General features: G+C 61.7%; 9 protein-coding genes. 2 read left to right on the top strand and 7 right to left on the bottom strand.

The genetic code is table 11. The features are described from left to right. Positions 1-20 precede the first annotated feature (20 nt). Positions 21-938, top strand: a complete 918-nt coding sequence (locus tag ACGHJ7_RS06930) for a DUF1259 domain-containing protein (protein ID WP_225081837.1) — start codon at positions 21-23, stop codon at positions 936-938. 319 nt (positions 939-1,257) lie between these two features. On the opposite strand, the gene ACGHJ7_RS06925 is transcribed toward ACGHJ7_RS06930, so the two are convergent. The 6 genes from ACGHJ7_RS06925 to ACGHJ7_RS06900 form a co-directional block, all read right to left on the bottom strand. After that, entirely contained in the window at positions 1,258-1,527 is a 270-nt protein-coding gene (locus ACGHJ7_RS06925; protein WP_119512645.1) for a hypothetical protein, read from the bottom strand. Positions 1,528-2,299: 772 nt separating this feature from the next. Further along, on the bottom strand, positions 2,300-4,378 hold the full coding sequence (locus ACGHJ7_RS06920) for a DUF11 domain-containing protein (protein ID WP_390475780.1): 2,079 nt from the start codon (positions 4,376-4,378) through the stop codon (positions 2,300-2,302). Between the two features lie 71 nt (positions 4,379-4,449). Further along, a complete protein-coding gene (locus ACGHJ7_RS06915; protein ID WP_390475778.1) occupies positions 4,450-9,603 on the bottom strand; it encodes a hypothetical protein in 5,154 nt (1,717 codons plus the stop codon). Between the two features lie 23 nt (positions 9,604-9,626). Next, positions 9,627-10,655, bottom strand: coding sequence for a hypothetical protein (locus ACGHJ7_RS06910; protein WP_390475776.1), 1,029 nt, complete (start codon positions 10,653-10,655; stop codon positions 9,627-9,629). A gap of 73 nt (positions 10,656-10,728) precedes the next feature. Then, on the bottom strand, positions 10,729-11,205 hold the full coding sequence (locus tag ACGHJ7_RS06905; RefSeq protein WP_390475774.1) for a hypothetical protein: 477 nt from the start codon (positions 11,203-11,205) through the stop codon (positions 10,729-10,731). Between the two features lie 18 nt (positions 11,206-11,223). Next, positions 11,224-12,165, bottom strand: coding sequence for a hypothetical protein (locus tag ACGHJ7_RS06900; RefSeq protein WP_390475772.1), 942 nt, complete (start codon positions 12,163-12,165; stop codon positions 11,224-11,226). A gap of 447 nt (positions 12,166-12,612) precedes the next feature. Between ACGHJ7_RS06900 and ACGHJ7_RS06895 the strand changes: the two genes are divergently transcribed. Further along, the gene (locus tag ACGHJ7_RS06895; protein ID WP_390475770.1) at positions 12,613-13,833 is read left to right on the top strand and encodes a DUF819 domain-containing protein; all 1,221 of its coding nucleotides are present in this window, start codon (positions 12,613-12,615) and stop codon (positions 13,831-13,833) included. Here ACGHJ7_RS06895 and ACGHJ7_RS06890 read toward each other — a convergent pair. Further along, positions 13,830-13,994 carry a hypothetical protein gene (locus tag ACGHJ7_RS06890; protein WP_390475768.1) on the bottom strand — a complete coding sequence of 55 codons (165 nt, stop codon included), beginning with the start codon at positions 13,992-13,994 and terminating at the stop codon, positions 13,830-13,832. The two genes, ACGHJ7_RS06895 and ACGHJ7_RS06890, sit on opposite strands and share 4 nt — an antisense overlap. Positions 13,995-14,035 lie beyond the last annotated feature (41 nt).

The following is a 14,035-nucleotide window of genomic DNA, read 5'->3' as shown; positions in this document are numbered from 1 at the left end:
CACATCCAAGGAGAACTAAGATGAAGCAATTACGCAGAACATTGTTCGTCGGCGGCTTGGCTCTATCGCTATCAGCGATGTCGGCGGCTCTTCACGCGCAGGATAATCTCGGCAATCTCGAGGCACTGATTTTCGAGGCATCGCACTCGGAGGTCACCATGACCGACGATGGGGTCGCACGCATCGGTTGGACGCGCGCCGACGTGCCGGTGATGGTCGACGGCATGCGCCTCGATCCCCCGGCAGGTCTCGGCTCATGGGCTGCCTTCAAACCCGTCGATGGCGGAGTGATGGTCATGGGCGACACGGTCGTATTCGAGGATGAGATAACAGCCGCGATGGACGCTGCCCTCGCCAACGGGTTGACCGTCACCGCGCTGCACAATCATTTCATATTCGACGATCCGCCGGTCTATTTTATGCATATCGGCGGGCATGGGGAAACCGCCAAGATGGCAGCGGGTGTAAAAGCCGTCTGGGATGCCATCAAGGAAGTGCGCGCCGCCTCGCCGACGCCGCAGCGCAGTTTCGGTGGCATGACGCCGGATGCAAACGGCACGATCGAAGCCCTGGCGCTGAGCGAAATCTTGGGCACCGAGCCAAGCATCGCCGATGGTGTCGTGAAATACACCTTCGCTCGCCAAGGCCGCATGCACGGCGTTGAGATCGGTGGTTCGATGGGGCTTACGACCTGGGCGGCGTTCTCGGGCACCAACGACCTTGCCGCCGTGGATGGTGACTTCATCATGACCGAGGACGAAGTCCAGCCCGTGCTCCGCGCACTGCGCGAGCGGGATATCCATATCGTAGCATTGCATAACCACATGATCGGCGGTGAACCGATGTTTTACTTCCTCCACTACTGGGGAGTGGGTCCAGCAAAAGAGCTTGCAGCGGCGATTGCTGCTGCCCGTAACGCACAGGCCGAAACCGGATAGGCGCAACCATTCCGATAAAAATCAGTAAGGCAGCGATCGCTTGCACCTCATTGCGACAGGCATTGTCTTCGAAATGGCAGGGAACGTGAGTTATGTCGCTAGCTGGTGGGCTTGTCTTTGAATGCGATGTGGATGGGACACGGCGCCGCGATTTGAATCGCGACCGGATTGTCCGTTTTCTTAGGAAAGCTCCCGAAACCAGACTGTCTCGAAGCGGCCCAGAACTCGCCACGATATGGCAGCTAAACTACCGGCGCCCGAAACCAAGCCGGTCAGACGATTCATACGTCGGATTGGTTCACGGGAATTCTGGTCACTTTCACTGGCCGGGAAATGGGATGACATTGGCGCTATCAAGAAAGGTCGCCATACCTTCATCAGCGACTACCTGCTCGAACGCCCTGAATGCCGCGTCATCATCTGCGAACTGGTCATCCCAAACGATCGAGGTACCCTTCTCATTGACGACTTCGAGGGTCCATTGACCTTCGTCCTCCAGACGAAAAATGTTCACCTCGACAGAAACCCCATCTTTCGATTGGCTACCCGATAGGCCGGAAGTGACAAGGTTAGGGTCGCGTTTGCTCATATACTGCTGGATATTGCAGAAGGGCATCCGTGTAAATCGCATCGACGCCGCACAAATGACCGGCGAATTTTGCCGGCAATGTGGCGGGGCATGTCTGGTGTAAAATAAGAGAGGCTACTGGCCGAGGCAGAAACCCAACGGACCGTCAGCTTTGCCCTGTCCGGAGCTTCACAGCCGACATTCCGGAAACGGCCCACTTCCAGCCATTGAGCGCCCTCAGCAGGACCGCTCAGGAACGGACTAGATTAACTGCTGGTAAGACTTCTGCTGGTGAGGCTGTCACAACCGCCTTGCACTACTATGCGATGAGACCCGTCCCATGGTTCGCCCTATCGTGTCTGCCTCCTTAGAGCGGCAGGGCGCCAGCACTTCGCGCGAGACGCTCAGGAGCGAGATTTATGATTGCGAGTTCATCTGGTGCACCATCGTCCTTACGCCCCCATGCGAACGTCCAGATGGTGTAGCCCTGTCGTTTTAGATTCGGTTCTAAGCGACAGGGCGCCTCTGCTATCAAAATAGTCAAGGAGCGCTTGAAAGAGAGCGATAGCCTCTACACCCAACTGGAAATGCTACAGAAAACACCTGGACAATGTGGCGCAATATAGAGCAATATTCTTTAGTCCAAACACGCGACAGAGCAGGCGTGTGGGGTAAAATGTGGGTTCGGTTTTGGCGGCCATGTAAGTAAAAAATGATTTCAAATCATTAGGTTGAGACTTAATAAGTCCACCCTGTCCGCCAGCCGCCTCGTCAGTCGAAGCGGCGCTTCGCCCTAGTCGATGGTAGCTTCGAACTTCACCGCGAAGCTTGCAGCTGGAGCCAGTGCGGGTGCGGTGCCGTTGACGGACCCGGTTGCGAAAGAGGCGCCATAAGGATCGGTCTCGTCCGCGCCCGCGGCATCATCGTCCTCTACAGTGGCTGCATCGGCGCAGTTGGAACCCGAGCGCAAGGTACCCGCGACATAGGTGAGCTGGGCCGGCAGACTGTCGTTCATCTGGATATTGGTCGCACGCGATTCACCGGTGTTGGTGACGAGAAGGCAGTATTCGACCGTGGCGCCGGGGATGAAAAACTCCGCTTCGTTGTCTGCAATACCATCGGTCAGAACGCGGCTGGTCTTTTCCGTCACCAGAGTGGTCGTCGGACGGCAGAACGTGATGTCGTGCAGTGAGATACCCTGCAGGCCAGGATCGGCCGGTGCTGCGGAATGGTTTCCGTACCTGATAATGATGGTGTCGATCGGTTGCGAGAAGGTGACGACGACATTGCCGTTCGCCGAAGGATTGTCCGACGCGCCGTCACCATAGGCCGTATTGCCGATGATGTAGTTGGAAACGCCATTGGTGAGCGTCGGCAGCACGGTCGCGCCCTTGTATCGGCCCTCCACCACGACGAGGTCGGCGAACTGTCCGGGATTGCTGTCGACATCGAAGATACGGAACTGTGCGCCGCGCATGATGTCCGGAAGCGCAATCGTGGTAGTCGCACGCGCTGACTGGGATGGCAGGTCCACGACCAAGCCTAGGGAGAACTCACCCGGAAGAATTCCTCCGGTGAAAGTATTCTGCTTGGCCGGTGACTGCCCGCCGAAACCCGCGTTGTTGACCCAAGCTCCGTCGTTGGTCAGCGAGAAACCGATCTGTCCAAGCGTGCCGAGCGCATAGCTGTTGTTCGTGCTGCCGGCAGTCCAGTTTACCGGATCCCAGTCGAACAGGATCGTCTGGTTCGGGCAGACGAGCGTCGGCGGAATACCCGCCACACGGTTCCCGCCCACGGTCAGGTTTGCGGTCGCGTAATCGTCTTCGGTCACAGCATTGTTGTTCGGCGTCGAATCGGGATCGAACTGGTCGCTGGCGGTAACCTCGGCGCGGTTCGTGATCGTCGCGCCGCTTGTCGCCGTGACGGTGCCGGTGAGATCGATGCTGACGCTCTGGTTGCGTGCGACGGTCCCCGGCGTCCACACGCCCGTAGTCGCATTGAACGAGCCCGTACCGCTTGCCGAAGTGAAGACAAAGCCGGTCGGCAGCGTATCGCGTACCCGGACATTCGTTGCCGAGAGACTGGATGACGCGGCATTGGTCAGCGTCAGGCGGAACGTGGCGCTGTTGCCCGTGGTGGGCGTAGCGGTCAGCAACGTCTTCGTCAGGGAAAGGTCGGCAAAGGCGCGGTTGAAGGTCAGATCGCTCAGACCGGCAGCCTGGCCGCCCGGATCTCCGGTTCCCGTATAGCTGAAATAGACGACCCTAACCCGCCGCACGAGCGTGTTGCCAAAGTCGAAGTCGATGTTCCCCGCCGTGGACGTATTACCGACGTTTGCGGTCCCCCGCCAACCATTCATGATCGTGTTGTTCGTTCGCGTCGCGGCCCCGCCGGCGGTGTAGAAAGCGGTATTGTCTGCCGCATTGCGCCAGGTACCGTCGCCTGTGTCATATTGCACCTCGACCGCGTCGACCCAAGAGTTGCCGTCGATGTCGGTGATGGTGAACTGCAGGCCAGTTACTGCTCGGTTGAGCGAAACGGTCGTCGTCAGCTTGTCATTGGGATCATAGGCCGGATTGTCGAAATTCATCAGCAACGACCCGACGATCGTGCCGAAGACCGGATCGTAATACGACACGAATGTCGGCAGGATCGGCGTTGGCGCAGTTCCGCTGGCCGCCATGGCGTAAGTGACGGTTGCCGTCGTGGTGCCGTCGCTTGCCGTCGCGGTGGACGGGCTCGGCAATGCGCCTGCGCTGGGCGCCCCGAGGGTCGTCCAGTCTACGGTTGCTGTGGACTGGGCCTGAGCCGTGCCGTTTGCCAGCAGGGATACGGCAAGAGCAAGCAGCATTACTATCGAGCGCGCGACCATAGCCGTTGCACCTACGCGAGGATGGTTAAGGCGCCGTATACCGCTCTGCCCCGAGCTATGAAGATCACAGGTCATCGGCCAAGCCCCAGGAAACCGAACGTATCGCCATCGAACTTCATGCGAACGCTGGCATAAATGCCCTTGTCCGTATTACGCGATGCCGAGAAATCCTCGTCGCGGAAACCGGCGATGTTGTAGCCGAGGGTCAGCAGCACGCCATCGGCAGGTACGAAGCCGATATTGGGACCGAACGAGAAGCTGGTGATACCTGCCGTCAGGTTCGACCGGACCGTACCCGTCGCCCCGATTTCGAAGCGGTTGCCGAGGCCCAGCCGTGCATCGAGGCCAGCCAGTGCCGTGACGCCCGAGATATCGACGCCTTCGAATTCGTCGAAATTGTACCGGCCACCCAGGAACAACCCGAACTCGCTGCGACGCACTTCCTGCTCGACGTCGTCGATCTCGTCGCGGCCGCGCGGCGACCAGTTGGTCGACAGGCTTGCGATGAGGCGGCGCGATTGTGCGTCGCCGGTCACGTCGAGCGCCGTGCGACCGGTGGCATCGACCTGCCCTGCAACCGCGCCGGTCACGGAGTCGCTGCGGTATTCCAGCTTGCCGAGCATGGCGATTTCGGAATCGTCGGGACGGTGCGCGAAAGCGAGTGCCGCATCCATGATCTGCGTTCCGGTACCGTTCGAACCCTGGGCTTCGGTGAAGGTGAAGCCCGATCCGACGACGCTGCCTTCGCCAAGCTGGCGGATCGCGCCGAGGGTAACGCCCTTGCGGTTCGCAAATTCGCCGTCGCGATATTCGGCGCGCGCCGTCGCGCTCCAGCGATCCTTGCGATAAGCGCCGCCGACCGTCACGGCCGTGAAGTCCTCGAACAGGGTATTGCCGCCCGGACCGAACTGGCCGCCGCTGGCAATCGGCTTCTCGACATTCACAACGTCCGCGACGTCGGGCTTGCCGCCGATCGTGCGGCTGCCATCGACGGTCGCGTCGAGGGTGAGCTCCGGGCTGACCTGGAACGTCTGCGAGAGGCCGAAGGCGGCAAAGCTGCGGTCACCGGATTCGTCGATGCGCTGCTTGCCGATCGAGGTCACGACCTGCGAGCCGGTCCACGGGGACACTTCGATACCGCCGCGAACGGTTCGCGCATCGACATTGTCGCCCTGCGCGACCTCGTACAGGCCAACCAGGCGGACATCGTCGGTCAGCGCATAGCGTGCGCCGAACCGGTGACGGGTCGGAAGGTCGATCGACTGATCGTCCTCGATTGCCACGCTGCTGGTCGCCGACAGTTCGAGAGCATTCTCGAACAGGCGATGGGTCACGCCGCCTTCGAGCACTGTGGACTTGTTACGCGTACCGTCGGACAGGCGATCGTTGAAGTGGACGATGCCGGCGCGAAGGTCCGTGGTTTCGCCTTGGTAGCCCAGTTCGACCTGCGCGGCGCGGCGACGGTTGTCGTCGACCAGGCTGTCGTCCTGCCACGCGCTTCCAAGGACCGAGAAGCGCTCGTCCAAGCGCACGCGGGCATCGACACCCACCTTGCGGCGGCCCAGTTCCACGCCGTTCTGCTGTCCGACCCCGTAATCGGCATCGAGCTGGCGGGCATAGGCGAGCACGTCGAGATCGGCTGCGGAATGCTGTGCCTCGACCATCCAGCCGGTTGCGGTTTCGCCTTCGCTGCGGCTGGCAGCCAGCTCTGCGCGGATTTCGGTCGACTGGCCGACACGGGCACGCAGGTCCACGGCGCCGATATCGGTCCGCGCGCCTTCGCCCTTGTCCGTGATGGCAGTTGCGCCGATGCGGATGGCGCCGTTGTCGCTGGTCCAGTCGGCACGCAGGCCAGCATTCATCTCGCCCCCGGCCAGCGCGTCGATTTCGTAATCGACGACGATGAACTGCGGATTGAGGTCGAAGTCGCGGCTGAGAACCGGCTCGCTGAAGGTGATCGTGCCCGAAAGAAGGTCGATATCGTAGTCGATGAAGCGTTCGAGGACGCGGCTCGAAACAATCAGTTCCGAACGGAAACGGTCGCGCGTCTCGAGCGTCACGGTTTCGCTGTTGGCGACGATGCGGCGGTTGCCGAGCGTATAGGGTCCGGTGATCCCCTGCCCCTGAATCTCGTCGCGGCGGAAACGCGTGGAGATTTCGGCGGCGAAGCCTTGCGCCTGGACCTGTCCGAAACGCGCTTCGCCCTTAACGCCGGTGGCGACACGGTTGTAGCGTGCGAGATTGGTCTGATCGAAGCCGGTCTCGAAATCGCCATACAGGGCATAGAACGTCGCGGTTTCGATACGGACATAGAGTTTCTCGCGGCTCGCTGCGTCGAAGCGGCGGCTCGAGGCGTCACCGAAGACGGTGTAATAGGCATTGGGGTCGAGCGTGCCCAGGACACGCTGGTCGTCCCGCTGCTTCGCAGAGTCATAGGCGATGGTGGTCAGGAACTTGCCCAGCACGCGGCCCTTTGCATACAGCGCAACGCGGGCCTTGTCGCCGAGGTCGCTGTCGAAGCGGCCGTCGCGCTCCATGTTGTCGGCCACGGTGCGCGCACCGACGGAGCCTTCGGCAAGACCGACGACCGTCCATTCGATGTCGCCCGGAACGATCCAGGTTTCCAGTTCCTGCTCGCGGCGGATCTCACCGTCGTCGAAGAAGAAGTCGAGACGCAGCGAGCCGCTCACCATGGTCGGCGCGAGTTCGATGCGGGCGATGCCGTCGGACCCTTCGACGATCCAGCGTGCGGAGGACGAACCCAGGCCCGTGAGCTGGTTCAGCTGCTGCTGCTCGAGCTGCGACGCGCTCTGGTAGGGAGCGTTCAGCTTGAACTCGCCCCAGACACCTTCGCGCAAGGGACGGTTGTTGCGGTCCAGAACGCGGATGGCGACGACGGGTCGCGTACGGCCGTCGGCCACCAGCATGGATTCCGATTCCACCAGCTCGACGCGGGTCGGCGTATTGGTGAAGTACACGGTGCGCTCGATGGTTTCATTGACCACGCCGAAGGAGTTCACGATCTCTGCGGTCAGGATCGTCTTCTCGTTCTCCAGCGGCACACCGCGCCAGTGGCTGACGGCGAAACGGCCCTGCTCCGGTGTCCGCGTCCCTTCGAAAGCCAGCTTGTTCACAGGCTCTCCGTCGACGAACAGGTTGATGGTCTGCCCGCGGCGATGGCGGATAGCCACGCGGGTGGTCGGCGCACGCGGATTGTAGTCCACGCTCGGAGTCAGCCAGCCATCGGGTCCGTCGCCCTGCGCGATCCAGTCGGTTGCATTTGAATCTTCCAGGACCGGTTCAGTCTTGGCCGGCGCTGCAGGAGCGATCGCAGTGTTCTGCACCGGAAGCCCTTCACCGTTCAAGGTAGCGGGACCCAGCTCGCCCGGGATCTGTGCATCGGCATTGGCATAGAGAGCCTCCTGCTCGGTGAGGTCCGGGAGCGAGCCTTCGGGAACAATCGCATGGAAATCGGCGACGACCAGCGAACCGCCGTGCCCGATGGCAAAGCGCGAGGATGCGCTGCCGGCATTGCGGGTGCCGCGGTGGCAGTCGACGAACTCCGAACCTTCGGGCAAGGTCATGCGTGCAGCCTGGACGACGTGGGTCCCGGGCACGACGCCTTCGAAATGGTAACGGCCGTCCTTGTCGGTAATGGCGAAGCTGCCGTCTTCCATCATGACGCGGACGTTGGGGATGCCGCGACGCGTGCCTTCGATAGAGCACTGCCCTGCCATTACGCGGCCGACAATGGTCATGCGTCCGGCAATGCTTTCGCGTTCGATATCGAGCACGGCGCTGGCGACGGCGCGGCGACCCAGGGAGTCTGTGGCCTCTGCCTTGTTGACCGCTTCGCCGGGAGGCGCATCGGGGCGGATGATCATCGCATAAGTAACGCGGCGTTCGGACCCGCCATCGATATCGCCGAGGTTCACCGTCAGGCGGCTGCCATCGGCATTGGGCTGGACTGCATCGGGAGCAGCCTGGCCGTCGACGCGAACCGAGTCCGTTCGCAGGCGCAGCCAGCGCGACGGCGTATCGACGAGGACCACGTTGCGCTTGACGCGGGTCGGGTCCTGGTTTCGAGCGATGAGCGTATAGAAGACGGCATCGCCGGGCTGCGCGGCAGCGCGGTTGGCAGTCTTGCTCAGGCTGACCGACAGGCTCGGGCGGTCGAGCGGGATATCGATTTCGACCGGGGTCGGATCGTTCAGCGTGAAGGTCCCGCCATAGGATGCGTCGAGGATGACGAACGCACTGCCGTCTTCGCGCGACAGGCGTGCGATGTCTTCGGGGCTGACGACGGAGGGCGCGGTATACGGAGCCGGCGGGACGATCTCGAGGCGATAGGTGCCGAGCGAGGTCAGCGGGAACCAGTATTCCCCGGTGCCCATGTCGTAGACATTGCCGGCACCATCCGTGATCGGCTGGCCCGAAATGACGGTGGAGGGCCACGGCGTCACGCCGTCTTCGGCGAAGACGACAGCCGGCAGGCCGGTTGCGGCGTCGACCAGTGTCACGCGGGCGCCATTGACACCTTCGCCCGTCTCGCTGTCGAACACCACGCCGAAAGGATCGGCCAGCACATCGACATCGGTCTGGATGACGATCGCGTTCTCGCCCGGCTGGGTGGCAGCGATCTCGATGACGTCGCCATTCGCCAGGTTGAGACGACAATCGTCCTGCGTCGGCAACGGAGGAAGACGGCCGGTCGAGATCTTGCCGACAAATACGCCCGTATTGAAGCCGGTTTCGAAAATGCGAAGCTCTTCGCGGTCACCCTGGCTGGTGGTCAGGATGACGTCGAGCTGGTCGATCGCAGCGCGGTCGAGATTGGACGACCACGAGCGGATCTCGAAGACGAGGTCTTCGCCGGCACGTAGCGTTTCGATCTCTTCCACCGGGGTGGACAGGGTTTCGTCGGGTACGCCGACGGTGTCGCCCGGGTTCTGGCCACCGAAACAGATTGGCTGCGGATAGGTCTTGTTGCCGCCACCATCGGTGCCCGGAACCGGGTGATAGGTGATGATTTCCGGCGGACGCGGCGTGACTTCGAATTCGACCGGATTGGATTCCGCGCCGCCTTCATCGCCTGCCGAAGTCCAAGTCGCCTTCGCGATATTGGTAATGGTCTGGGCCTGCGCGCTTCCTCCCCACAGGGCGAGCGGCAGCAGCAATCCGAAGATCGCTGCTGCAACTGCGCTGATGGAGAAGGAAGTACGCATGACCGTTTACTCAAGCCGTCCGATCAGTTGATCGTCGTGCGGAAGTAGAGCGACCGGCTGGTCGAGGCGGGGATGTCGTCCAGCGTTCCGCTGACCTCGTTGGCGCCCGCGTCGTAGGCGCCGCCAGCGGCACCGCCGTTGCAGGTCGCATCGCCGTTCAGGAAGATGCCGAACACGGAGTCATAGGTGACGTCGGCAGGCAGGACGTCGACCACGGCAACATTCGTCGCGGTCGCGCTGCCCGCCGAGTTGCTGACGACGATGCAGTACTGGACCACCGCGCCCGGAATGGCTTTCGGATCGGTCGTGCCGTTCACCGGATCGCTGATGATCTGGCTGGTCTTCTCGACCGTCACGTCTGCGGCGGAAACCACATAGGTGTCGGTGTCGGAGAAATCGCCCTGGTTGGCGGCATCGACGTCGCCGGCACCGTCTGCGAGGACCGTGTCTACGCCAGCGGTATTCGCACCCGCGGTGTCGACCAGTTCTGCGCCAAGAGCACCTGCCGTGCCGTCTGCAGCGTGCGCATTCGCGACCAGCGCGACGTCGGCGGTATCGCCGGTGACCACGCCCGTCGGGATGTCGCCCACGATGAAGACGGTGCGCGTCTCGTCCGCGGCCATCTCATCAAGATAGGTAACCTCGAGGTCGTCGGCCGGGTTGAAGATGCCGTCGCCATTGTCGACGTAGAACTTGATGTTCGTGATGTCGAAATCGTCTGCGGCGGACTGCTGCGCGCTCAGCGCTAGGTCGACTGCGTCGTTCGAGTCATTGGTGACTTCGAACTTGATCGCGGCCTGAAGCTGGCCAGGTGCGACCTCGGTCGTGTCGCCGCCGACTTCGGCAACCGTCACGTTGACCTTGCGGTCGACCGTGAACGTGTCGCTGTCGACAACGGCACCCTGCGTCACGCCGCCGACGTCATAGGTGACGGAGACGTTGTTGGTAATATCCTGCCCGGCGGTCGTGCCTTCGGCGAGGGCCGGACTTGCTGAGAATGCAACAAGCGCAATCGAGCTTACTGCACCCAGCAATTGCTTGCTGCGTGTCATTTCGTCGTTCCTTCAATATTGCGCCTGCGTTAACCTTGACCGCCCGCAGGACCTGGCGGCGTAGCCCACACCGTCAGCGGATGACGGCCGGATATTCGAGACGTCCCTCTTCGCCGGGCTGAACGATGGCGAGCGTCCAGCGAATGTGAGTGACATCGGAATGGGTTGCAGCGCGCTGCGTGCCGTCTTCACCCGTTACGGTGAGAGCCGAGAGAGCGCCCCACTCGCTTCCGCCATCGACAGAGACGACCAGGTCGGCATCGGCCTCGGGTGCAAGACGCACGGCAGAGGGAAGCGGGTTCGTGACGGTGAAGTTCTCCACCACTTCCGCGCTGTTGTTCACGTAATCGGTCCCGAATACGAGGCGATCGCCCGGGACGATGGTGCCGGGTTTTTCCAGTACCGTCGTCGTCGTGCCGTCCGCTTCGGTCACGGTCTTCTCGACCATGACATCGCCTTCGAGGGCAATTGCTGCGTCCTGCGCCATCGCTGCGCCCGGCAGGGCGAGCGAGAAGGAAACGACCGCAGCCAGTTTCTTCAGAAATTTCATTTTGCGACCCTTCTTCTTTTAATCGATGGTGACGTCGAACGAGACGACACGATCCGTTCCACTGGCGACCGTTCCCAGGTCGACAGTAATTCCGTTGACGTCTGCATCGCCGGCGTCGTCGCCTGCGGCATCGGTCAGTCCTGCGGCATCGAGCTGGAGCGTGCCGGCGACATAGGTGGTGCCTTCCGGATAGGCGTCGGTGACGACCAGGTCGTCGACCGAGCCGCTGCCGGTCACGGATGCGGTGATCGAGTAGGTGACGACCGAACCCGGGACGACGGTGGTTCCGCCGAATGGATCCGCGACTTCAGCCGACTTCGTCAGTTCGACCGTGGTGATACCCACGATCAGCGTTCCGATGGCGTTGTCGTCTGCACCCGTCAGGCCGACCACGGCATCGACGCCGCCCTCGCCCTGTCCGGCAAAGGTCGTGCCCGGAGTGCCGGTACCCGTGACCGCTTCGGCCAGAAGGTCGACATCGGCCTGGTCGCCGTCGACGACGCCTGTCGGCACGGTCAGCAGAACGAAGACGGTGACCGCTTCGTCCGCATCCAGGACCGGAGTGGTGGCAGGCCCAGCGAGGATCGTGTCCACGCCGGGATCGTAGATGCCGTTGCCGTTCGTATCGATGGCCAGATCGTTGATCGTCGGTTCGAAATCGTTGCCGGCGACTGCCGGGTTCGCGGAAAGGGAGAATGCTTCGGGGCCGTTGCCGGTATTGGTGACTTCAAAAGTGAGGATGTCATCGCCGGGCCGGGTCGAAACCGGACCGGGGTCGAGCGACGTGACCGTGACATCGAGCAGCTCGTCCACCGCGATGATAACCGGGTTGGAGTCGATCGTGGTTGTGCCTCCGATCCCGTCATCATACGTAGCCTGAGCGACGTTCTCGATGAGCGTACCCGCATCGACCCCGGCTGCATAAGCCGGAGAAGCGAATACCATGGCGAGTGCAGCCATCCCGGTGGCCGTGGTTTTTGTAAATGCGTGTCTCATGAGCGTGGCAATACGTGCCCAGAAGTAAAAATTTGGTAACACGCAGGTGCATGAAACGCAGCTGTGCCGCGGCTTTCCGGTGGTTAATCCTGCAGAAAGCTGGAATTAACCGCGATGTCGTGGCGCAGCGACGTCAGAAGGGTATGCTGCCCTCGCAAAGCGCTCGAGATATCGTCCGTAAATTACTGAAAAACATGCAAGGCAAATTCTCGGAATCTACGAGAGACGTTCCTCGCGGGACCACTGGTCGGGACCCGGCGACTTCCGATCATTGATGGCTCATGGGACGGACAGGCGGGGGAAGATCCGGGGGTTTCTACGATCCCGAGATGGCCAGCAAACCTTCAGACGGGGTACGAATCAGCAAAATCGCCTAAGCGAAACTACCCTCTTTTCCATAGGGACTGCACGATGATTACCGACGATCGAATCATTCTTGGCCTGCTCGCCGCGGTCCTGGCCTTTGTTTTCGTGACCAGAGACAGGCCGTCGTGGAGCCGGTTTTACACGTTCGTCCCGATCATCCTTGTCGCGTACCTCCTCCCGTCCCTTATGGTGACTTTCGGGCTGATCGACGTGACCGACAGCAATCTGTGGCCGGTTGCGAAGGACTACTTCCTTCCTGCGGCGCTGTTCCTGATGACACTGAGTATAGACCTGAAAGGCGTGATCGGTCTGGGTCCCAAGGCTCTGATCATGTTTTTCGCCGCGACCATCGGCATTGTCATCGGTGGCCCGATAGCCCTCTATATTGTCGCCCAGTTCGACCCCTCAATCGTCGGCGAGGGTAGCGGCGCTGCCTGGCGTGGCCTCGCCACGCTTGCGGGCAGCTGGATCGGCGGCGGGGCGAACCAGACCGCAATGCTCGAAATCTACCAGTTCGATATCAGCCAGTATTCGGCCCTGATCGCCGTCGACATCATCGTCGCCAACATCTGGATGGCTTTCCTGCTCTACGGAGCAGGGGCCAGCACGCGGATGGATCGCTGGCTTCGGGCCGATAGCAGCGCGATCGATGCCTTGCGCGACAAGATGGCGAATTACACGTCTTCCGTAAAACGTGTCGCGAGCGGCAACGATTACGTGCTGCTGTTCGGCACGACATTCGCGGCCGTCGGTCTGTGCCACCTGCTTGCCGGACCACTCGGCGCGTTTTTCGCCGGTGTGAACGGCGATGATAGCGTATTAGCGAGCCAGTTCTTCTGGGTCGTGTTGTTCGCGACGACTTTCGGCCTGGCAGCCAGTTTCACCCGCGCGCGTGCGCTGGAAGGTGTCGGTGCCAGCAAGTTCGGAACGGTTTTCATCTTCCTATTGGTGGCCGTCATAGGGACGAAGATGGACGTCACGCAAATCGCCGAGACGCCCGGCTACATGGCAATCGGCGTGATCTGGATGCTGATCCACACCATCCTCCTGCTCGCAGTCGCATGGCTGATTCGCGCCCCGTTCTTCTTCGTTGCCGTCGGCAGCAAGGCGAATGTGGGGGGAGCAGCCAGCGCGCCGGTGGTCGCCAGTGCATTCCACCCGGCCCTGGCGCCTGTCGGCGTGCTGCTGGCCGTTCTTGGCTACGCTGTGGGAACATACGGCGCGATCCTGTGCGCGGAAATGATGCGCGCCGTGTCCGGAGGCTAGTCGTCCTGCTTCTTCTTCGGGGTGACGAGCGACTGCGCCTCGCGCTGTTCCTTCGGGTATTCATCCGCTGTCACCGAGCTCTGGTTCTGTAGAGCGCGATGTTCCTCGGTCACACGGCTCGTGTCGCTCGGGTCCGGCTTTTTCGGGTCATTCTTGGTCATGGCAATCTCCTTTGCCAGACCAACGCCCTGCCCTGCGAAGG

The sequence above is a fragment of the Altererythrobacter sp. MTPC7 genome, from assembly GCF_042851395.1.
GTDB lineage: Bacteria > Pseudomonadota > Alphaproteobacteria > Sphingomonadales > Sphingomonadaceae > CAJXSN01.
This window is presented reverse-complemented; position numbering and strand designations above follow the sequence as displayed.